The organism is Ruminococcus sp. AM31-15AC (assembly GCF_003462045.1).
In the GTDB taxonomy this organism is placed as follows: Bacteria; Bacillota; Clostridia; order Oscillospirales; family Ruminococcaceae; genus Hominimerdicola; species Hominimerdicola aceti.
Genome location: NZ_QTYG01000009.1, coordinates 1 through 21924 on the forward strand (window position 1 = coordinate 1; position 21924 = coordinate 21924).

Annotated in this window: 16 protein-coding genes and 2 pseudogenes; 12 read left to right on the forward strand and 6 right to left on the reverse strand. The window is 44.4% G+C overall.

The window, feature by feature from the left end; genetic code table 11:
- Positions 1-141 precede the first annotated feature (141 nt).
- From DW793_RS03965 to DW793_RS03990, 6 genes are all read left to right on the forward strand, one after another.
- A complete protein-coding gene (locus DW793_RS03965) occupies positions 142-600 on the forward strand; it encodes an Lrp/AsnC family transcriptional regulator (RefSeq protein WP_290126971.1) in 459 nt (152 codons plus the stop codon).
- Positions 597-1781 (forward strand): aminotransferase class I/II-fold pyridoxal phosphate-dependent enzyme, encoded by a 1185-nt coding sequence (locus DW793_RS03970; RefSeq protein WP_181988280.1) that lies wholly within the window; start codon positions 597-599, stop codon positions 1779-1781. Before DW793_RS03965 ends, DW793_RS03970 begins: the two co-directional genes overlap by 4 nt.
- On the forward strand, positions 1765-2646 hold the full coding sequence (gene ispE / locus DW793_RS03975; RefSeq protein ID WP_118157128.1) for a 4-(cytidine 5'-diphospho)-2-C-methyl-D-erythritol kinase: 882 nt from the start codon (positions 1765-1767) through the stop codon (positions 2644-2646). Before DW793_RS03970 ends, ispE begins: the two co-directional genes overlap by 17 nt.
- Before the next feature lie 13 nt (positions 2647-2659).
- Positions 2660-3754, forward strand: coding sequence for a hypothetical protein (locus DW793_RS03980; protein WP_118157129.1), 1095 nt, complete (start codon positions 2660-2662; stop codon positions 3752-3754).
- A complete protein-coding gene (locus DW793_RS03985) occupies positions 3751-4647 on the forward strand; it encodes a radical SAM protein (RefSeq protein ID WP_118157130.1) in 897 nt (298 codons plus the stop codon). The genes DW793_RS03980 and DW793_RS03985 overlap by 4 nt, the downstream gene beginning before the upstream one ends.
- Positions 4648-4879: 232 nt before the next feature.
- A complete protein-coding gene (locus tag DW793_RS03990; RefSeq protein ID WP_022287950.1) occupies positions 4880-5410 on the forward strand; it encodes an HDIG domain-containing metalloprotein in 531 nt (176 codons plus the stop codon).
- A gap of 160 nt (positions 5411-5570) precedes the next feature.
- Here the strand turns inward: DW793_RS03990 and DW793_RS03995 are convergent, their stop codons facing one another.
- The 6 genes from DW793_RS03995 to rsmA all read right to left on the reverse strand — a co-directional run bounded on the left by DW793_RS03995 (position 5571) and on the right by rsmA (position 15083).
- The gene (locus DW793_RS03995) at positions 5571-6983 is read right to left on the reverse strand and encodes a glycogen synthase (protein WP_118157131.1); all 1413 of its coding nucleotides are present in this window, start codon (positions 6981-6983) and stop codon (positions 5571-5573) included.
- 35 nt (positions 6984-7018) lie between these two features.
- Positions 7019-8146 (reverse strand): glucose-1-phosphate adenylyltransferase subunit GlgD, encoded by a 1128-nt coding sequence (gene glgD / locus DW793_RS04000; RefSeq protein WP_117876447.1) that lies wholly within the window; start codon positions 8144-8146, stop codon positions 7019-7021.
- A gap of 17 nt (positions 8147-8163) precedes the next feature.
- Positions 8164-9366 (reverse strand): glucose-1-phosphate adenylyltransferase, encoded by a 1203-nt coding sequence (locus DW793_RS04005; RefSeq protein WP_022287953.1) that lies wholly within the window; start codon positions 9364-9366, stop codon positions 8164-8166.
- Positions 9367-9401: 35 nt separating this feature from the next.
- A complete protein-coding gene (gene glgB, locus DW793_RS04010) occupies positions 9402-11423 on the reverse strand; it encodes a 1,4-alpha-glucan branching protein GlgB (protein ID WP_118157132.1) in 2022 nt (673 codons plus the stop codon).
- 242 nt (positions 11424-11665) lie between these two features.
- A complete protein-coding gene (locus DW793_RS04015; protein ID WP_118157133.1) occupies positions 11666-13942 on the reverse strand; it encodes a SpoIIE family protein phosphatase in 2277 nt (758 codons plus the stop codon).
- A gap of 280 nt (positions 13943-14222) precedes the next feature.
- Complete coding sequence (rsmA, locus tag DW793_RS04020; protein WP_118157134.1) at positions 14223-15083, reverse strand: 16S rRNA (adenine(1518)-N(6)/adenine(1519)-N(6))-dimethyltransferase RsmA; 861 nt, start codon at positions 15081-15083, stop codon at positions 14223-14225.
- Positions 15084-15984: 901 nt separating this feature from the next.
- Between rsmA and DW793_RS04025 the strand changes: the two genes are divergently transcribed.
- The 6 genes and pseudogenes from DW793_RS04025 (at position 15985) to purM (ending at position 21914) form a co-directional block, all read left to right on the forward strand.
- A complete protein-coding gene (locus DW793_RS04025; protein WP_243128156.1) occupies positions 15985-16203 on the forward strand; it encodes a YdeI/OmpD-associated family protein in 219 nt (72 codons plus the stop codon).
- Positions 16204-16614: 411 nt separating this feature from the next.
- Positions 16615-17112, forward strand: a complete 498-nt coding sequence (purE, locus tag DW793_RS04030) for a 5-(carboxyamino)imidazole ribonucleotide mutase (RefSeq protein WP_041337200.1) — start codon at positions 16615-16617, stop codon at positions 17110-17112.
- Positions 17113-17279: 167 nt separating this feature from the next.
- On the forward strand, positions 17280-17996 hold the full coding sequence (purC, locus tag DW793_RS04035; protein ID WP_022287346.1) for a phosphoribosylaminoimidazolesuccinocarboxamide synthase: 717 nt from the start codon (positions 17280-17282) through the stop codon (positions 17994-17996).
- 5 nt (positions 17997-18001) lie between these two features.
- Positions 18002-19422, forward strand: a pseudogene (locus DW793_RS04040) (amidophosphoribosyltransferase).
- A gap of 5 nt (positions 19423-19427) precedes the next feature.
- A pseudogene (gene purF / locus DW793_RS04045) lies at positions 19428-20851 on the forward strand (amidophosphoribosyltransferase).
- A gap of 22 nt (positions 20852-20873) precedes the next feature.
- The gene (gene purM, locus DW793_RS04050; protein WP_022287349.1) at positions 20874-21914 is read left to right on the forward strand and encodes a phosphoribosylformylglycinamidine cyclo-ligase; all 1041 of its coding nucleotides are present in this window, start codon (positions 20874-20876) and stop codon (positions 21912-21914) included.
- The last annotated feature ends 10 nt before the right edge of the window (positions 21915-21924 follow it).

A 21924-nucleotide genomic window follows, 5' to 3' on the forward strand; every position in this document is an offset into this window, starting at 1 on the left:
CCAATATCTATTGTAGCACTACAGAAATTACTCATTTCTTACATCGGCAATACTTGCGTTCATACAGATAATATGTTATAATATATTATGTATATTTATAAATCTAAAGGAGCTTATTTATGGATCAGCTTATAAAAATTACTGAAAAACAACGCCCGTATCACAAACAGCGAGCTTGCCGTTCTTCTCGATAAGTCAGAAGAACAGGTGGCGGCGGATATCGCCAAGCTTGAAGCAGACGGCGTAATAAAGGGCTATTCCGCGATCGTTGACGAAAGTGCCTATGACCCTAATTCCGTTTTCGCTCTTATAGAACTTAAAGTCACCCCACAGTCACAGTCAGGCTTTGACGAGATAGCAAACCAGATCGCAAGCTATGAGCAGGTGGAGTCCGTCCGCCTTATGTCAGGTGCTTATGATATAATCGTTGCCGTGAACGGTGCAAACATCAGGGATATCTCACAGTTTGTTTCCCAAAGACTTGCAACTATCGACGCTGTCCAGTCCACCGCCACACACTTCGTGCTAAAGGTCTATAAAGACAACGGCATCATGATAAGCACAGATGATAAAGACGAAAGAGGTTTGATCTCCCCATGATAGATTATAATAAAGTGCTCTGCCCTGCCATAAAGGAAATGAAGCCCTCAGGTATCAGAAAATTTTTCGATATCGCACAGCAGCTTGAAGGCGTTATCTCCCTTGGCGTTGGCGAGCCTGACTTCAAGACCCCGTGGCTCATACGTCAGGAAGCTATCTCAACTTTGGAAAAAGGCAAGACCTGCTATACCGCAAACGCGGGACTTATAGCACTCCGTGAAGAAATAGCCAAGTATTTTCAGCGTACTATCCACACAAGCTATGACCCCAATAAAGAAATAATCGTCACTGTTGGCGGTTCTGAAGCTATCGACCTTACCATAAGATGCCTTATCCAACCAGGTGATGAAGTCCTTATAGTCGAACCGTCCTTTGTCTGTTATCGTCCTATCGTCTCCCTATGCGGCGGAGTTCCCGTTGTCATAGAAACAAAGGAAGAAAACGAGTTCCGACTTACAGCAGACGAGCTTCGTGAAAAAATAACCGACAAAACCAAGCTTCTTGTCCTGCCCTATCCTAATAACCCAACAGGTGCGATAATGCGCCGTGAAGATCTCGAAGCTATCGCAAAGGTGCTTAAAGATACCAATATCATGATAGCCTCAGACGAGATATATTCCGAGCTTACATATTCAGGCAAGCATTGCTCTATCGCAGAAATAGAGGGTATGCGTGAGCGTACTATCGTCATAAACGGCTTTTCCAAAAGCTTTGCAATGACAGGCTGGCGGCTTGGCTTCCTTGGCGGACCAAAAGAGATAGTGTCCCAAATGCTCAAGCTCCATCAGTATGCTATCATGTCCTCCCCAACTGTCAGCCAGTATGCCGCTATCGTTGCCATGCACAGTTGTCAGAAGGATATAGATGCCATGCGTAACGAGTATAATATCCGCCGTCGCTTTGTGGTGGATTCTTTCAATAAGCTTGGTCTTAAATGCTTTGCACCGCAAGGCGCATTCTATGTTTTCCCTTGTATCAAAAGCACAGGCATGACAAGCACCGACTTCTGCGAAAAGCTTGTTTACAACAAAAAGGTAGCCGTCGTGCCGGGAGACGCTTTCGGCGAGTGCGGAGAAGGCTATGTGCGTGTCTCCTACGCCTATTCCCTTAACCACCTGAGAGAGGCTATCAAACGTATCGGAGAATTTTTAGAGGATATCAAAAATGGTAACGTGCAGTAATTTAAAAATAAAAGCCTACGGAAAAATAAATCTTGCATTGGATATCGTTGGTAAACGTGATGACGGCTACCATATGTTAAATACTGTCATGCAGTCAGTGTCCTGCTTCGACCTCCTGGACTTCACCCTCTCTGAGGGCGAGGGCATAGAGCTTACCTGCAAACTTGACAGCTTTCCAAAGGGCGAGGATAATATCATCACAAAAGCCTACCATGCCTTTGCCGACTTCACCCATATCGACTTCGGCTGTAAAATAACAGTGAATGTGGAGAAAAACCTCCCCTCACAAGCCGGCATGGGCGGAGGAAGTGCAGACGCCGCCACTACCCTTAGAGCCTTGGACTTCATGTTTGATACAAGGCTCACCGATGAACAGCTCTGCTCCATAGGCGTGGCTCTGGGTGCAGACGTGCCTTTCTGTATTACAGGCGGCACAAGGCTCTGTCAGGGCGTTGGCGAAATAATGAGCAACCTGCCCTCACCCGACTGCGCTTTCGTAATAATAAAACCAGACGTGGGTATCTCCACCCCCGAAGCTTTCAAAAAATATGACAGCATTTCAAACCCAAAACGCTGTAATATGGACGTCCTGCTGAGATATATCGGCGGCGGAAAGCTTTTCGGCATATGCTCAAACCTTTTCAATGTGCTGGAATATGCCGCCGACCGTGAGGAGATAGCTCATGCAGTGCATGAGCTTAAAAACAGCGGAGCTCTCTCCGCACTTATGACAGGAAGCGGTTCAGCCGTTTTTGGAGTTTTCCCCGATATCGCTTCCGCACAAACAGCCGCAGAAAAGCTGTCAGGCTGGAGCTATAAGTGCGTTTGTCAGCCTGTAAAACAGGGCTGGGAATTTGTATATTAATGAGGTGAAATAATTGAGCAGAAATAAATGCAGAATTTGCGGATACCGCTTTAAAAGCGATGATGAGATAATTTGTCCAGAGTGCTTCACAGCCCGTGACGAGGATATAAGCTGTAACAGCTTTTCAGATGACCTGCACTCTCATGATCTCCGTGCCGATAACGAGCAGGACGGCTGGTTCAGCCAGTCTGAAAATGACACTTTCAAAGAAGAAAAGAACGATTTCGTTTCCGAGGAACGTAAAGAGGAAGCAAGGGACGAGAATTTCCAAAGCACCTATACCCCACCTAAAAACCCGACTCCTCCCCCAAGCTATTCAGATTCAAGAGCCGAAAAGCTTGCCGCCCTCAATAACTACAGCCAACAGCGTACAAGCTATAACCGCCCAAACAACAGCTCCTATAGCTTCAACGCCACGAACATAAACCACTCAAACAAAAAGAATGGCGGCAAAGGCTGCGTCACAGCCGTTGTTATCATCATTATCCTCATGTCCGTTATCCCCACACTTTTTAGCTTTTTTTCAAGCAAGCTCATCTCCGACAGATATGACGACTATGACTATGACTACGATTATGACGATACCTATAGTGAAGCCGATGATGACTACACCGACCATTCCAACCTCTATGTAGCGCAAGACGCTGAGGACGGTACCTACAGCGTTCAATATCAAGGCTATACCCTCACCGAACGTAAAGTAAGCGACCTGACCGATGAGGAAAGAAACTCCCTTTCAGGCGGTATTATAAGCGGTGACACAGTATGGGAAATAGACCTCGACCTTGATGTTAATATCAGCGATAGCAACAGACAGGTAAAATTCACCTTTGCCTACAACACCGCCTATGACGAAAACGATAATTCGTTTTTCTCAAACAACTTCTTCCCCGGTGAAAGCGACTACGAAGACGATATGACCTATACGATCAAGTTCCTTGTCCCAGCCGATTCAAAGCGCACCACGTTCACAGCCTGCTTCCAGAATGACGATTTGATAACAGATTCATTCCAGTTCAATATCCCGCTTGACGAAAACACAGACTCATCAGGCGACCTATCCTCTGACTCCTACACCAAAATAAGCGGAGTTGACACAGCGGCATGAACGATATCCTTAAAAGCTGTACCCTCTGCCCAAGAGAGTGCAAAGTGAACAGATACGAGCATAAAGGCTTCTGCGGTGAAACTGCCAAAGTAAGGATAGCACGAGCCGAGCTTCATATGTGGGAAGAACCTTGTATCAGCGGCACAGAAGGTTCAGGAACAGTATTTTTCTCAGGCTGCTGTCTGAAATGCTGTTTCTGCCAAAACTACGAAATATCCGCTCAGAGTAAAGGCTTTGAGCTTACCGAACAAGAACTTGCAGACACTTTTCTGCGGCTTCGATCAATGGGCGCAAACAATATAAACCTTGTCAATCCCACCCATTTCGTTCCGCAAATAATCAAAGCGCTCGACCTCTGTAAAGATAAGCTCACTATCCCCGTGGTCTATAACAGCGGCGGTTATGAAAAGCCCCAAACGCTGGAGCTACTTCGTGGCTATGTGCAGATATTTCTACCCGACCTTAAATATTTTGATCCTACACTTTCGGATAAATATTCCAAAGCCGCAGACTATTTTGAAAACGCCGCTGCTTCAATACATAAAATGGCAGAGCTTTCAGGCAAGCCAACCTTTGACGAAAAGGGCATAATGCAGAGTGGCACAATAGTCCGCCACCTTGTCCTCCCTACCCACCGTAAAGACTCCATAAAGCTTATGGAGTGGCTGGGCAAAAATTTTGCCAAAAACGAGATAATGATAAGTCTTATGAGCCAGTTCACCCCCGTGTATAAAGCCTTTGACTACAAAGAGCTTTGCCGTAAGACATCAACTTTCGAGTATAACACCGTCATTGACGCCGTGAACAAATACGGTTTTGAGGGTTTTGTCCAAAGCCGCACATCCGCCGCCAAAGATTTTATCCCCAAATTTTATGACGAAAAATACTACTGATATGCAATTTTTTATCGGACTGCCATGCTAACGCAGACAGCCCGATATTTTTGTAATAAAATTGTTATACATTCCCTATTGACATTTTGAACAAAAAAGTTTATAATGTTAATGTAAGTTTGGTAAAACAAACTTGAATGGGGTAACTTATGGGGTAAACATTAGTCACCAACCGTAAAAAGGGCAGCAAAATTGCCGCCTGCATATAAGTTATCGAAAAGAGGTCATGCAAATGTCAAAGGCTTTCGGTTCAAGATATTCCATTGAAAATTCCGAGGAAGCAAAGGAGTATTTTGAGTTTGTAAAGGACCTGCTTGACAGCGATGTTGTAAACGAAATGAAAAATTTTCGTCATCACTATAGTACGACTTGCTATCAGCATTGCATCAATGTATCCTACTATAACTATCTCGTTTGCAGAAAATTGGGACTAAATTCAAGATCCGCAGCAAGAGCAGGTCTGCTTCACGATCTGTTCCTTTATGATTGGCGGGATCGTGAGAAGAAAAAAGGCGAAATGCCTCACGGAATGACCCACCCAAAGGTCGCACTCAACAATGCGAAACAGCATTTTGAGATAGGCAAGCGTGAGGAGGATATGATAGTCAAGCATATGTGGCCGCTGACCCTGAAATTCCCTAAATACGCTGAATCTTACGTTATCGTGTGTATCGACAAATACACCGCAATGTTGGAAATAGGCTCTTATTTGGGTCAGAAAATGAAAGAAAAAGCGAAAGCAATGCGAACAAAACAGCATTAAACCAAAGCGGACAGGCACACACCTGTCCGCTTTCAGTTTGTTGACAAATTCCTAAATAAATGTACAATTGATCGTACACTTATATAAACGCAAAAAGACCGCCCCTAAGATAAGGGACGGTCTTTCCCGTTTATCAGGCAAAATAAACGGATATTGGTGTTTAGTGAATGTCGTTGTAAAGTGCAATGTAATCCTTGGCGGACTTTGTCCAACTGAAATCCTGCTTGAGCGCAGTGTTCACAAGCCTGCCCCACTTCATCTTGTCATCATAGTATGCCCTGGCTCTAACAACAGCGTCAAGCATATCATGTGCGTTATAAGACTTGAAAGTAAAGCCGTTTCCATTCTTGTCGCCTGCATCATGGATACTGTCTCTCAAACCGCCTGTCTCTCTTACAATAGGTATAGTACCATATCTCAGAGCGATCATCTGAGCCAAACCGCAAGGCTCGCTCTGCGACGGCATAAGGAACATATCCGCACCAGCGTATATCTTCTTGGACAGCTCAGGCACAAAACCAATGGTCAGACCCACTCTGTCAGGATAACGATAATGCATTTCGCTGAAAAAGTCCTCGTATATCTTCTCGCCCGAACCAAGAATAGCAAACTTGCAGCCAAGCCTGATGATGTCCTCAAACACATACTTGATAAGGTCAAGACCCTTGTGTGAAACAAATCTCGTTACGATACCGATAACAGGCTCTTTTCCATGTGCCATGCCAAGCTCGCTGAGCAAAGCGTGCTTGCAAACAGCCTTGCCCGTCTTGTCATTCAAACTATAATTCTTAGCAATAACAGGATCAGTTGCAGGATCATAGATCTTCTGATCTATTCCGTTGAGTATTCCGCAAAGCTTGTATTGCTTGTTCACAAGCTCCCTGTCAAGACCATGTGAATACCATGGATCAAGTATCTCCCAAGCATAGCTTGGCGAAACTGTCGTCACCTTGTCAGCCGTTTCAATAGCAGCCTTCATAAAGTTCACATCACCGTCATATGAAAGCAGATCCGTATGATAAAGCGGAATGCCCATAATATCGTTGATAAGTTCTAAGCCATATTGTCCCTGATACTGAATATTGTGTATGGTAAATACCGTCTTGATATCCTCATAACCCTGCTGATAGCGGTAGAAAATATCATAATAAACAGGAACAAGCGCCGTCTGCCAGTCGTTGGCGTTTATAACATTTGGCTTAAAATCGATGTATCTCAGCAGCTCGAGAACTGCCCTTGAGAAGAATATAAATCTCTCAGCGTCATCATAAAAGCCATACAAACCGTTTCTCTGGAAGTAATACTCATTATCCAAAAGATAATAAGTCACTCCGTTCACAACGCCTGTAAAAACGCCGCAGTATTGATTTCTCCATGCCACCGGCACAGTGAAATTAGTTACATATGTCAGCTTGTCCTTAAGCTCCTGCCTGATAGAGCTGTAAAAAGGTATCACGACTCTGCAATCGTGACCCTCGGCATTAATAGCCGCAGGCAGTGAGCCTGCAACATCAGCCAATCCGCCTGAAGCAATAAAAGGCAAAGCCTCACTTGCAGTATAAAGTATGTTCATATCCGAACCCTCTTTCCTAAGTCATTGCGACCTTTTTATACAGAAGCTCCCTTTCCTACATACATAGGATACTGCGGCGAGCTTGTAAGGATATGGTTTTCACAGATAGAAACGTTCTTGTCTGTGATAAGATAGTTAAGCTCAGCATTGTCACCAACAACAGTGCCCTGCATAAGGATACAGTTCTTGACCTTTGCACCCTTGCCTACCTTAACGCCTCTGAACAGTACAGAGTTCTCTACCTCGCCCTCTATGATACAGCCGTCAGCAATAAGAGAATTTGATACCTTGCTGTCAAGATCGTACTTAACAGGAGCGTTGTCGCTTACCTTTGTGTAGATAGAACGCTTTGGAACGAACAGCTTGCGTGCATTCTCAGGTTCAAGCAGAGCCATGTTTGACTTAAAGTAGCTTTCAGGGCTGTTGAGCTTGCTGAAATAGTTATCATACTCATAGATCTTTATCTTAAGCTCTCTGCACTTCTCCTGAAGAATATTTCTCTCAAAGCTTACATTTCCTCTAGCCATTGCGTCATTAACAGTTTCAATAAGGAAATCCATTGACATAACAAATACATTAAGGCTGGTCGTGCAAGTTCCGCTGATGTCAGGATTGATAAGAACAGATGTCACGTTCTTGTCAGCGTCAACGTTGAATACAGTTGAAGTCTTGATATCCTCAGAGCTGTAAACGCCAGTGTGTGCAACAGCAGTAATATCTGCACCGCTCTCAATGTGAGCCGCAACGATAGGCTTGTAATCAATATTAGTTACAACGTCACAGTCTGAAAGGATAACATATTTAGCTCTTGAGTGCTTGATAAAGCTCATAGCACCATAAAGAGCCTCGATCCTGCCTCTGTAAAGAGTGCTTTCAACGTTGCCGAATGGAGGCAGAATATAAAGTCCGCCCTTTTTTCTTGCCAGATCCCACTCTCTTGCAGAGCCGAGGTGATCCAGAAGTGACTGATAGTTAGATTTTGTTATAACACCGACCTCGCTTATGCCGCTGTTTACCATGTTAGACAGTGGGAAGTCGATAAGGCGGTATCTTCCGCCGAACATTACAGAACCCATAGTTCTGTTCTTTGTCATGTCGCCAAGAGTCGTGTCGTGCATATTAGCGAAAACAAGACCCAGTACGTTACCCATATTTACATCCATGTTTACTCGGTCCTTTCTTAGATATTCTCGTAAATTATTGCCTTTGGTGCAACAACACTGCCGTCAGAAACGGTCAGATTATTGCCCACTACAGCAACGCCCCATGAGTCCTTGTCCTCGATAGTTTCAGGTCTTGCACCGATCTGAGCGTTCTCACCGATAACAGTGTTCTCGCCAACGATAGCATACTCGACCTTTGCACCCTTCTTGACAACTGCGCCAGGCATAAGGATAGAATCCAGTATCTCAGCGCCCTCCTCAACAGTAACGCCGTCAGAGATCATTGAGAACTCTACAGAGCCGTCGATAACGCAGCCCTCTGTTACCATAGAGTTCTGTACCTGAGCGTTCTTTCCTATGCTCTGAGGTGGCATAACAGGGTTTCTTGAGTATATCTTCCAGCTTGTGTCATAAAGATCGATAGGAATGTTAGGATTGATAAGGTCCATATTTGCTTCCCAAAGAGAGTCGATAGTTCCAACGTCCTTCCAGTAGCCGTCAAAACGATAAGCCACAAGCTTCTCGCCTGCTTCTCTCATGTCAGGGATAATGTTCTTGCCGAAGTCCTTTGAAGCTTCCTTGTCGTTCTCATTAGCGATAAGATAAGCTTTCAGCTTCTTCCAAGTGAATATGTAGATACCCATTGAAGCAAGGGTTGAACGAGGGTTCTTTGGCTTCTCCTCGAAGTCGATGATGTTGTCGTCCTCGTCTGTTATCATGATGCCGAAACGTGAAGCTTCTTCCTTTGGAACGTCCAGAACAGCGATAGTAGCGTCAGCGTTCTTAGCCTTGTGATATTCAAGCATCTTGTTGTAATCCATTTTGTAGATATGGTCACCTGAAAGAACAACAACATACTCAGGGTCATATCTGTCTACAAAAGCGATATTCTGATAAATAGCGTTTGCAGTACCCGAATACCAGTCAGCGCCTGAAGCTGTCTGATAAGGAGGAAGCACATGAACGCCTCCATGTATTCTGTCAAGATCCCAAGGCTGACCGTTTCCAATGTACTCATTGAGTACCAATGGCTGATACTGCGTCAGCACGCCCACTGTGTCGATACCTGAATTGATACAGTTCGAGAGAGGGAAATCAATGATACGATACTTAGCACCGAAAGGTACTGCCGGTTTTGCAACGCTCTGTGTCAGGGCATACAATCTGCTTCCCTGACCGCCTGCCAGCAGCATTGCAACACATTCTTTTTTGTTGAACATAATTAATTCACCCACCAATTTTTATTAAGTCTATATTACTCAGCCTTTTTAGCTGTGGACTTCTTAGTTGTTTTCGCCTTAGCGGCTTTCTTGACAGCAGTTTTCTTAGCCGTCGTCTTTGTCTTTTTCTTATTCTCCGCCTTTTTCTCAGGCACAGGTCTTTCCTCTTTCTTCACCGTGAAATACATACAGGAGAACGCAGGTATATCGATACAAACAGACTGATCGAAGCCGTGCATCTTCTCATCTACCGCCTTTACAGTGCCGTTAGTGCAAGGGGATCCGTCAACAGAAGACGAGTTGAACACCTCTGTATAGCTGCCCCAGTAAGGAACGCCAAAGCAGTATGACTTTCTTTCCACAGGAACGAAGTTGCACACAACGATGACCTCTCCGCCGTTTTTGTCAAAACGTCTGAAGATGATGATACTCTGCTTGAAGTCATCATTTGATATCCAGCTAAAGCCCTCCCAAGAGAAATCTCTCTCCCAGAACTGAGGGTGGTCAAGATAGAAATGATTGAGGTTCTTGGAGTAGTTCAGATAATTGCGGTGGTTCTCATATTCGTCCACCATGAACCATTCCAGACCATTCTCATAATCCCACTCTCTGAACTGAGCAAAATCAGCACCCATGAACAGAAGCTTCTTACCTGGGTGAGCCATCATATAAGCCATGAACAGCTTGCACTGCCTGAACTTATTGTCGATATCTCCACCATACATTTTATTTACCAATGAAGCCTTACCATGCACTACCTCGTCATGAGAGATAGGCAGAATAAAGTTTTCAGAGAAAGCATAGAAGAATGAGAACGTGAGCATATCATGATGAAAAGCTCTGTCAATAGGGTCAAGAGCCATATATTTGAGCATATCGTTCATCCAGCCCATGTTCCACTTGAAGTTGAAGCCAAGACCGCCGTCGCTTGCAGGCTTTGTTACCATAGGCCATGAAGTTGACTCTTCGGCTATCATAAGGGTATTAGGGTTTCTTCCGAACACAGCGGTATTGAGATCCTTGAAGAACTGAACAGCTTCAAGATTTTCCTTGCCACCGAACTTGTTAGGCGTCCACTCTCCGTCACGTCTGTCATAGTCAAGATAAAGCATAGACGCAACAGCGTCAACTCTCAGACCGTCAACGTGATATTTTTCTATCCAGTAAAGAGCGTTTGAGATAAGGAATGACTTTACCTCACCCTTTGAATAATCGAAAACTCTCGTTCCCCAGGTGAGATGATCTGCCTTTTTCGGGTCAGAGTATTCATATGACGGGCCTCCGTCAAACTCGAACAGTCCTGCTTCATCTCTAGGAAAATGTGCAGGCACCCAATCAAGGATAACGCCTATTCCCGCCAAATGGAAAAGGTCTATCATTTTCATGAAGTCATAAGGCGTTCCGAAACGTGAAGTCGGCGCAAAATAGCCGATACCCTGATAGCCCCAAGAGCCGTCAAAAGGATATTCCGCCAACGGCATAAGCTCGATATGAGTATAGCCCATTTCCTTTATATAAGGGATTATAGTATCTGCAAATCTAACATATGAAAAATATTTTCCGTCAGGACAAGCCTTCCATGAATTGAGATGTACCTCATAGATATTCATAGGACAATTGTAGATATCCTTAGACTTCTTCTCGGTCATCCACTTTTTATCGCTCCAAAGATAATCGTCTATATCGAAAACCTTTGAGCCGGTGTTCGGAGCGACCTCCATGTGTGTGCCGTACGGATCAGCCTTATAATGGGTCTTGCCGTCACAGCCGTGGATACAGTATTTATATGTATCATAAGTCTTAAGCCCTGTAACAAAAGCCTCCCACACCTCTGAGTCGTCTATCTTCTCCATTGGAGTGGCATTTTCGTCCCAGTCATTGAAATCTCCCACAACAGAAATGCCCTCAGCGTGTGCTGCCCAGACTCTGAAATAATAACCTTCTATGCCGTCTTTCTCTCCCTTATGGCAGCCAAGAAACTTATATGTTTCGCAGTTTGTGCCATTGTGGAAAAGATAGAGCGGCAGTTCATAATCCTTTGGAATAATATCTATCATAATTCAGCCTCCCTTGTCTTTTTGTGAAAACCGCTGAATAATTTCGGTGTTTCATATTTATATTTTAATCTTTTTTGAACAAATTTGCAATAGTTTTAGTAGTTATTCTCGTATTCGCACATATTTCAACAGACGATTTTATATATTTTGCACAATAGATTTTATATAATAACATAGAAAAAGTAAAGTCAAAGTATACAAAAGTAAAAATCACAGGCAAAAGTCGGCCAAGTCATTTACATTCATTTTTCATTCTCGTCACGAAGGAAAATTTTTGCGGCAATAATAGTTATATCGTCACGCCTGCCTCCTGTTCGCTGAGCAAGCGCCTTTGCGCCAAGCGCCGTGACTATCTCCTGAGCGTTCATTCCGTTACAGCGGAGTATCTCTCGTGCTGTAGCGTCCTCGACACCGTCTGAGGTCATAAGCAGAACGTCCCCGTCAAAGAGCTTAAGCTCGCTCACATCAGGAGTACACTCCGCAAGTATACCAGCAGGAAAAGCCTGTCCGCCGATAGCTTTAAGACCGCCGTCACGGAAAAGAAAGCTTTGCGCCGCACCCGATTTCAGAAACTGCACCGTTCCGCCATTAAGCTCCAGCCGCATTATATCAAGGGTCGCAAAAGATTCCTCCCAGCCCTTGACTCTGAGCATGGAATTTATAAGCCTATGGGCTGTCTGCATAGACATTCCCGATCGTATGAGCCTTGTAACAAGACTTACGGAAAACAAAGAATCCAGTCTTGCTCTTTTTCCTGTTCCCATGCCGTCTGAAAGGACGATATACTTTTCGTTTACGCTTGAATCAAAGACTTCAAAGCTGTCCCCCGAATATTCTCCGCTTGACGAAGCTGAAAAGCTTTTTATATCAACTGTGAATTTCGGTATTTCCGCAAAGGACATTCTGGTTATATTATCCACCTTGACTATCACAGGCATATCAAGGTCATAATCTATCATTTCTGAAAGCGTTGCTGTGAGCCTTACAAGATCGCCCCTGAACTGAGCCGTTATAAAAACGTCCACACGCTGACAAAGGTTTTCGTCTATGTAAACGCAGGCTTTCACATTTGGATAGCCAAGGTTTGAGAAATGCTCCCTTACTCTTGCTGAAAGCTGAGGATCAACGCTTCTCACCTGCCCTGCTCTGAAAGAAAGGTCGGATAAGATATCCTCCATGGAGGAAAGCTGTTCGCTTAAAAACTCACGCATTTCACGAACTCTCATGCTGTCGGCACGTTCTGCCACAAAGTCGGTATACAATTCATTGAAGCTTTTGCAAAGAAGCGACTTTCTCACACAGCCACCCAAATGCTTTTCAACGTCGTCAAGGCTGAGGTTATTATATGTACAAACTATGCTTTCAAGCTTTGAAAAGCTGTCATCAAGCTGTACACAACGCTTACTGCACACTGAGTACATATCGCAATCGGTACAAACAACAGATCGCACACTCTTTGACAGTGTAGCTTCCTTTGAGCGTTTATCTATCGCCGCAGTGACCATTGTAAGCTGACCTCTGATACCGCCCAGAGTTCTCGAAGCCATGTTGAGCTTTGAAGAAGTGGTCTGCCCTACAAGGTCAACGGAATTTTTCACTCCCACCACTTTTTTTGCCACCCTTTTTATCACAGGAACAGGCAGGGCGATAAAAAGCACAGAGCCTATAAGCAAATCAGCAAACATTGAAAATGTATCACCGTTCACGCCCATTGCCACAAGGCTCACAAGTGAAACTGCAAGAAAAACAAGCACTATCACAAGAGAGCCGAATTGCAGAAAAGCTCCGCAGATAAGTCCTGACGTGGCAAGCAAAAGTGTATTTCTCGCAAGTGACGGAGTACAAAGGAGTACACCGCAGGTGGTCAATGCACCAACAACTGCACCGCCTATATTTCTATACTTTCGCACTGCCATAAGCATAAACAAAGTGCCTGCTATCCTGCCAAGATTCACCACATGGAGCGGTGCGGCAGTGATGGTCGAGATAAACATAATATAAAGTATAGCTGTGAAAACTCCGTTTATTCCTGTGAGGTCAAAAACACCGCTTCGGTTTCTTTGACGTTTTACGGTCAGTGCGATAAAAACAACACAGCCACACATGAGTGAGCTTATCATTCGCAGTGAAGCCGTATATGTATCCGACGGCATTGCCACCGACATTACACAGCTGAAAAGAAGCATTGCTCCTGTTGTGAGGAGCGACACAAAAACGGGGTCGTCCTTATGGTCAGCAGAGGGCATCACAAGCCTTACCGCCCCTATAACAAGTATCGCACAAAGCTGAACGATACCCTCTGAGAATGTTCCGCTTACAAAATATGCAAGTGCAGAACCTAAAAAAGCAGGTATCACATTAGTTCCCGAAAGCACTGCCACCGCCACGTTCATTGATGACGGAAAGCCAAGTATCTTTCCGAAGCTTGCCGTAAACGCTGCTGCCGCCGATAAAACAGCCATAAGTACATTCGTTTTGCCTGAGGTATGAAATTTTGCCGTATGCCGTATTTTTTCCATTGCTTATCACGTCCTATGTTTCCAAAATGTAATAATTACATTTTAGCAGGACTATCAAGCGAAAGGTGTCGCAATATGGGCTTGAAATTGAAATACTGACCAAATTTACGGACAGATCTCAAAGCCACTCCCATACATCTTTTGAAAAAAACACGATCAATGTTTGCATAATAATTTTTAATTTGAGATATCCGAAGAGCGGGACGTCGGATTTCTGCTTGCAGAAACTGTGCGACTCCTCTACAGGTAATGAAGTCTAACTGTACAAAAATATGTACAATTAGATAAGCTTTCTAAGGGTTTCGGAAAAGGTTATAAATTGTTCCATGGAAAGAGCTTCAGGACGGACGGAGGCAGGCAGGTCGCTTTGCTCTATCGCCTGATTTACTATAGATTTATCTATGCCCATTGATGATGATACGGAATTTGAGAGGGTCTTTCTTCGCTGTGAAAATGCTCCCCTAGCGACTTTGAAAAAGAATTTTTCGTCCGTCACGCCCTCGGGGGTCTTATCACGGATATCGAATCGCACCACGCAGCTGTCAACGTTAGGCGAGGGCATGAAGCTTCCTCGTGATACGTTGAAAAGCAGTTTCGGTACAGAAAAATAATTTATTGCCACTGTGACTGCTCCCATATCTCTTGTACCCATAGGGGCACAAAGACGTGTGCCTGCTTCTTTCTGCACCATGACAGTAACAGACTTTATGGGCAGACGTTCTTCAAGGAGCATCATTAATATGGGCGAGGTTATATAGTAAGGCAGATTTGCACAAACGGCAACGTCCATGCCCTGAAATTCCTCGGCAATAAGCTTATGGAGGTCAGTTTCCATAACGTCGGCGTTTATTATCTTCACATTGTCATATTCTGCAAGAGTTTCTGCAAGGACCGGCATAAGCCTGTCGTCAATTTCGATAGCCACCACCTTGTCGGCACGCTTGGCAAGCTCGTTTGTGAGAACGCCTATGCCTGTGCCTATCTCGATTATGCCGAAGCCTTTTTTTGCATTGCCCATTTCGGCTATTTTGGGGCAAACGGAGGGATTCACTAAGAAATTCTGACCGAGAGCCTTGGAGAAAGTGAAATCATGTCTTGCGAGAACATCTTTTATCACACTTATATTAGAAAGATTATCCATTTATTAATACACCTCAGATTAACTGATAAATCGACAAAAAATTAACAAAATAATTATATCATATTAACAAAAGATTGTCAACTGATTTGGAAAAGAATAATATTCCAATGAAGTAATGAAAGACCCAGCGGAGCGATTCTGTGGCAAGATAAACTATCCCGAATATATGTAGGGGCTTGGCGAAATTTCTGTTCGCAAGCTCACAGAAATACGACCGCCCGTTTCGGGGGAGTTGCGAGGTTTGGATTTTTCACGAAGTTGAGTGGGGGAACGAAACGGGCGAACGCTGTTCGCCCCTACCATGCGTTGTGGGGTTGTCATGGTTTGTGGGATAAACAATAATGCGAAACGTCGAGGGGGCGGGACGTCGGATTTCTGCAAAGCAGAAATTACGCCGCTCCCCTACAGGGTTTGTGAAACGCAGTAAATTGTGCGGATAACGCAGGGTTTGACGGGCGACCAAGACGGGTGAACAGTGTTCGCCCCTACAAATTTGTTGCCGTGGGGGTCGTGTTTCAGTCGTTTTATATTCAATTTTCAAGCTTCAAACAAGGTGCAGGAAGTGCTTTTCTGTGCGATCAGAACCTCTCATCGTGTTCACCTAACTCACGCCCTCAGAATGTTTCCTCATACTCTGCTACCTTGCAGGATATTCGATTTGGGATAATATCCTTGGGGTACACCAGACACTTGCGGTGCAGTGACACCCCTATACTTATCCCGAAAATGTGACGTTTTGTTGCATAAAAAATGCAACAATTGCAGAAATGTTGCCAAATTAAAAGATAAATCATTTGTTTGCACAAATTACAATGTGATTAATTGTGCAGTATCACATATAAGATCGTAAGGGTTTATTATTTTTATTGCCCGGGAAATAATATGTGCGGAGGTGATAAAAATGAAAAATAACTCTTTTGCTCACGGGCAGGAATTGCCGCTGGGGCTGTCTATGGCTCTTGCTCAGGTGCCTGCGGCATATGCTTACTTTGCTAAGCTGGATCCGCTTCAAAGACAGCAGATAATCGACTCGGCACACTGTATTCGCTCCAAAGAGGAAATGCATGATCTCGTCAACAGCTTGTCAAACGGTCAGATCACTGATACAAGTATTTTCTGAACAAAAAGTTAATGTAGACAAATTTCACAATAAATCAAAGATTAATTGATATAAATTTTATATAAATATGTGTTGAAATTTATCTATAAATATTGTACAATATTATTGTAAGGCTTTGTATGCTGTTATGGAGAAAATCAGTAAAAAAAGCTTTCGCAGACAGTTTTGCTCCGCTTTACTGTCTGGTAATATTGTGCAGTATTTTTTGTATGTATTCAGGAGAGATGTATGACTGAAATGTGCTGTTTTTCATCAATTACATATTCTTTTATGGGTAGGTCTTTAAGTATAATTGCGTCCTGCCTTGATTTTTTGCACTCTAACAATCTAATTATGCACTGACTAAAACTGCAACGCCATTGTTGCAGTTTTTTATTTGTAATTTTTTGTTTTACTTGGAGGTATAAATTTATGAAAAAAGTTGCGGTAATAATGGGTTCTGACAGCGATTTCCCTGTTGTCAGCAAGGCTGTTGCTGAACTTAAAGCTTACGGTGTTCCTTACGAATGTCACGTTATGTCTGCTCACAGAACGCCTGCGCTTGCAAGCGATTTTGCTGACAAGGCTAAGGAAAACGGCTTCGGAGTTATAATCTGCGCTGCCGGAATGGCGGCTCATCTTGCGGGAGTTATTGCAGGTCACACAACGCTTCCTGTTATCGGTATCCCTTGCAAGGGTGCTAACTTCGACGGCATGGACGCTCTGCTTGCTACCGTTCAGATGCCTAGTGGTATCCCTGTTGCCACTGTCGCAGTTGACGGCGCTAAGAACGCTGCTATACTTGCTATTCAGATGCTTGCTCTTTCTGACGAGGGTCTGGCTGAGAAGCTTGAAAAGGCTAAGCAGGATATGATAGACGGCGTTGTGGCTAAGGACAAGGCTTTACAGGACAAGCTTGCTGCACTTTGATTTTTTGATACAGACATATAGCTCGGCTGTATGTTATATTTGATATATCGGGGAAGTTCTGCTGTCGGCGGGCGAACGATGTTCGCCCCTACATATTAAAACGGCAGTGGATATGTTTTCGGTGTATCATATAAATAATGTAAATAAATTTATGGAGGAATAAATCTATGGAAAACATTGTAAAGACAGAACAGCTCTATGAGGGCAAGGCTAAGAAAGTATTCGCTACAAACGACCCTGATCTTGTTATCGTTGATTACAAGGACGACGCTACTGCTTTCAACGGCGAGAAAAAAGGCACTATCGTTGGCAAGGGTGCTATCAATAACAAAATGACAAACTATATGTTCAAGCTTCTTGAAAAAGAGGGTATCCCTACTCATCTTGTTGAGGAGATCTCTGACAGAGAGACTATCGTTAAGAAGGTCGAGATCGTTCCGCTGGAAGTTATCGTAAGAAACGTTGCAGCAGGAAGCTTCTCAAAGAAGCTCGGTATCGAGGAAGGCACAAAGCTCAAGCAGCCTACACTTGAGTTCAGCTACAAGTGCGACGAGCTTGGCGACCCATTCATCAACAAGTACTATGCTCTTGGTCTTGGCCTTGCTACTGAGGAAGAGATCGAGGATATCACAAAGTATGCTTTCAAGGTAAATGAATTCATGCTCGGCTTCTTCAAGAACATCGGCATTGACCTTATCGACTTCAAGATCGAGTTCGGCAGATTCCACGGAAAGATACTTCTTGCTGACGAGATCTCACCTGATACTTGCCGTTTCTGGGATTCTAAGACACATGAGAAGCTCGACAAAGACAGATTCAGAAGAGACATGGGCGGCGTTGAAGAGGCTTACCATGAGATGATAAAGAGAGTAATGGGAGAATAATTTTTATGGGCGGTTTTTTCGGAGCTGTTTCAGCTAATGACTGTATTCAGGACGTTTTCTTCGGGACCGACTATCATTCACACTTAGGCACAAGGCGGGGCGGAATGACTTCATTCTCCCCTGAGCTTGGCTTTCAGAGAAATATTCACAGCATTGAAAACTCACCATTTCGTACTAAATTTGAAAAAGACGTTGACAAAATGAGAGGAAACATCTGTATCGGCTGCATAAGCGACACAGATCCTCAGCCGATAATGGTACGCTCCAAGTTAGGACTTTACGCAGTGTGCTCTATCGGTGTTATACAAAATGCCGCTAAACTGGCTGACGAACTGCTTGAAAAGGGCTGCGCAAACTTTGAAACAATGAGCAGCGGCGCTATCAATTCCGCAGGGCTTATCGGTGCGCTGATCGCACAGAAGGACAGTTTTGTTGACGGCATAAGATACGCACAGGACAAGATAGAAGCACGATGTCACTTGCAATAATGACAGACAAGTCGATGATCGTTGCCAGAGATAAGGACGGACGGCTTCCTATTATAATAGGACAGCGTTCTGACGGATATTGCTTTTCTTTTGAATCATTTGCATATCAGAAGCTTGGATACTCCACCTGTCACGAGTTAAAGGCGGGAGAGATAACTGAGATAACCAAGGACGGCTACAATATTCTCAGCGAGGGTACAGACAAGAAAAAGATCTGCACTTTCCTTTGGACTTATTACGGCTACCCTACCGCTTGCTATGAGGGCGTGAACGTTGAACTTATGCGAACACGCAACGGCGAGATAATGGCGGAGAACGATATGAAAAACGGCAGGCTTCCTGACGTTGATTTCGTTTGCGGAATACCTGATTCGGGCGTTCCTCACGCTATAGGATATGCAAACAAAAGCGGCATACCTTTTGCAAGACCGTTCATCAAGTACACTCCTACATGGCCTAGAAGCTTTATGCCAACAAGCCAGTCTATGAGAAACAGAGTTGCGAAGATGAAGCTTATACCTGTTCACGAACTTATCGAGGGCAAGAAGCTTCTGTTCGTTGACGACAGTATCGTCAGAGGAACTCAAATGAGAGAGACTGTTGAGTTTCTTTATGAGAACGGTGCAAAGGAAGTCCACATGAGATCAGCCTGTCCTCCTATCATGTATGGCTGCAAGTATCTTAACTTTTCACGCAGCACCTCGGAACTTGAACTTATCGCAAGACAGATCATTGATGAGAACGAGGGTATCGAGGGAGTTAAATACATTGAAGAATACAGCGATTCAAGCACGGAGAGAGGAAAATTTCTCAGGGACGAGATATGCAGGAGACTTAAACTTACCTCTGTTGAATTCCAGTCGCTTGAAGGCACTGTAAAGGCTGTGGGACTGCCAAGCTGTGAGCTTTGCACCTACTGCTGGAACGGAAGGGAATGATCTAATTGGTAACAGGTATCCATGAAGAATGCGGCGTTTTCGGCATTTATACTAACAAGACAAGCGATGTTGCGGCTCAGACTTATGTATCTCTTTACGCATTACAGCACAGAGGTCAGGAAAGCTGCGGTATCGTTGTAAACGACGACGGCGTGTTCAGCTATCACAAGGACGTGGGTCTTGTCAATCAGGTTTTTGACAAGGAAACTCTCGGACGGCTCGGCAAGGGCAACATTGCTATAGGTCATGTGAGATATTCGACTACAGGCAACTGCAATGCTTCAAACGCTCAGCCGCTTGTTGTTCGTCACATAAAGGGTCCTATGGCTATCGCTCACAACGGAAATCTTACTAACGCAAGAGAACTTAGAGAGCAATATGAAAACAAGGGCATGATATTCCACAGCACAAATGATACTGAGGTCATATCATACGCCATAACCGAGGAACGTCTTAAAGCACCGTCTATACAGGCGGCACTTGAAAAGGCAATGTACAGGATAAAGGGTGCGTATTCGCTGCTCGTTATGTCGCCGACAAAGCTTATTGCGGCGAGAGATCCTGACGGCTTTAGACCACTTTGCCTCGGAAAGATAGACGACGGCTATGTGGTAGCGTCGGAGACTGTGCTTTTGACAGCATCGGCGCTGAATACATAAGAGATCTTAAACCAGGTGAAATGATAGTTATTGACAAAAACGGTGTCAACTCTATCACAACTCACTGCGGTAAAAAGGGTACTATATGCGTATTTGAATATGTATATTTTGCCAGACCTGACTCTGTTATCGAGGGGTCGAGCGTTCACATGGCAAGGCTCAGGGCAGGAAAATATCTTTGGAGAGAACACCCTGTTGACGCTGATATTGTCATAGGCGTGCCTGACTCGGGACTTGACGCTGCGCTGGGATTTTCTCAGGAAAGCGGCATACCATACGGCATTGGATTTATCAAGAACAGATACATAGGCAGGACGTTCATTCAACCTAGCCAGACAGAGAGGACGAACTCCGTCAAAATAAAGCTCAACGCTATTTCAAGCACTGTTAAGGGCAAGAGGGTCGTTATGATAGACGACAGTATCGTCAGAGGAACGACTTCGGGACGTATCGTCAAGCTGCTGAGGGACGCAGGTGCAAAGGAAGTTCACGTTCGTATCTCCTCCCCTGCTTTCATTGCACCATGCTATTTCGGAACGGATATAGACAGCAAGGAAAATCTTATCGCCTGCAGGATGACCAATGAAGAAATATGCGAATATATCGGTGCAGACAGCTTGGGATATCTCAGTGTTGAAAGCGTTAAAAAGCTTGCGGGAAATTCAAAGTGTGATTTCTGCGTAGGCTGCTTTACAGAGAAATACCCTATCGAAGTTCCTAAGGATATGCCTAAGGACAAATTTGAATCGAAGATATCGGAAAAGAAGTAAATAACTGAAAGGATATTTTATCATGAATACAAACAGTTTTTCAAACAGCTACAAGGAAGCAGGCGTTGACGTAACGGCAGGCTACAAGGCAGTTGAGCTTATGAAGCAGCACGTTGCAAGGACCATGACGAGCGGTGTTCTCAGCGGCATCGGCGGCTTCGGCGGTCTGTTTGAGCTTGACATGACAGGTATCACAAAGCCTGTTCTCGTTTCAGGCACAGACGGCGTTGGCACAAAGCTCAAGATAGCTTTTCTTATGGACAAGCATGACACAGTTGGTATCGACTGCGTGGCAATGTGCGTAAACGACATTATCTGCTGCGGTGCAAAGCCACAGTTTTTCCTTGACTACATCGCTGTTGGCAAGAACTATCCTGAGAAGATAGCTCAGATAGTTTCAGGTGTTGCTGAGGGCTGTGTACAGTCAGGCTGTGCGCTTATCGGTGGCGAAACTGCTGAGATGCCTGGTTTCTACCCTGTTGACGAATATGACCTTGCAGGCTTCTCTGTTGGCGTTGTTGACAAGGACAAGATACTTGACCCAAGCACTCAGAAGGCCGGTGACGTTATGATAGCTATCAAGTCAAGCGGTGTTCACTCAAACGGCTTCTCACTGGTAAGAAAGGTATTCAGCGTTGACGAAAAGACTCTTTCTGTTCACTATGACGAGCTTGGCAAGACACTTGGCGAGACACTTCTCACGCCTACAAAGATATATGTAAAGGCTGTTATGAGCCTGCTTGATTCTGTTAAGGTAAAGGCTATATCTCACATCACAGGCGGCGGATTCTATGAGAACATTCCACGTTCACTTCCAAGCGGTCTTTCTGTTAAGATAGCAAGAAGCGACGTTCAGGTGCTTCCTATTTTCGACGTTATCGCAAAGACAGGAAACATTCCTGAGAGAGATATGTTCAACACATTCAACATGGGCGTTGGTATGACAGTTGTTGTTGACAAGGCTGACGCTGACAAGGCTATCGAAGCTATCAAGGCGGCAGGCGAAGAAGCTTACGTTCTGGGCGAGCTTGTTGACTCTGACATGGGCGTTATCATCTGCTAAGGGTAAAGAG

Bases quoted from the DNA above. Each gene is read 5' to 3' on its own strand.
- purC (WP_022287346.1), top strand. From the start codon at position 17,280: ATGGAAAACATTGTAAAGACAGAACAGCTCTATGAGGGCAAGGCTAAG.
- DW793_RS03995 (WP_118157131.1), bottom strand. From the start codon at position 6,983: ATGAACATACTTTATACTGCAAGTGAGGCTTTGCCTTTTATTGCTTCA.
- rsmA (WP_118157134.1), bottom strand. From the start codon at position 15,083: ATGGATAATCTTTCTAATATAAGTGTGATAAAAGATGTTCTCGCAAGA.
- DW793_RS03985 (WP_118157130.1), top strand. From the start codon at position 3,751: ATGAACGATATCCTTAAAAGCTGTACCCTCTGCCCAAGAGAGTGCAAA.
- purE (WP_041337200.1), top strand. From the start codon at position 16,615: ATGAAAAAAGTTGCGGTAATAATGGGTTCTGACAGCGATTTCCCTGTT.
- DW793_RS04025 (WP_243128156.1), top strand. From the start codon at position 15,985: ATGAAAAATAACTCTTTTGCTCACGGGCAGGAATTGCCGCTGGGGCTG.
- DW793_RS04005 (WP_022287953.1), bottom strand. From the start codon at position 9,366: ATGTTCAACAAAAAAGAATGTGTTGCAATGCTGCTGGCAGGCGGTCAG.
- glgB (WP_118157132.1), bottom strand. From the start codon at position 11,423: ATGATAGATATTATTCCAAAGGATTATGAACTGCCGCTCTATCTTTTC.
- DW793_RS03990 (WP_022287950.1), top strand. From the start codon at position 4,880: ATGTCAAAGGCTTTCGGTTCAAGATATTCCATTGAAAATTCCGAGGAA.
- purM (WP_022287349.1), top strand. From the start codon at position 20,874: ATGAATACAAACAGTTTTTCAAACAGCTACAAGGAAGCAGGCGTTGAC.
- DW793_RS04015 (WP_118157133.1), bottom strand. From the start codon at position 13,942: ATGGAAAAAATACGGCATACGGCAAAATTTCATACCTCAGGCAAAACG.
- glgD (WP_117876447.1), bottom strand. From the start codon at position 8,146: ATGGATGTAAATATGGGTAACGTACTGGGTCTTGTTTTCGCTAATATG.
- DW793_RS03970 (WP_181988280.1), top strand. From the start codon at position 597: ATGATAGATTATAATAAAGTGCTCTGCCCTGCCATAAAGGAAATGAAG.
- ispE (WP_118157128.1), top strand. From the start codon at position 1,765: ATGGTAACGTGCAGTAATTTAAAAATAAAAGCCTACGGAAAAATAAAT.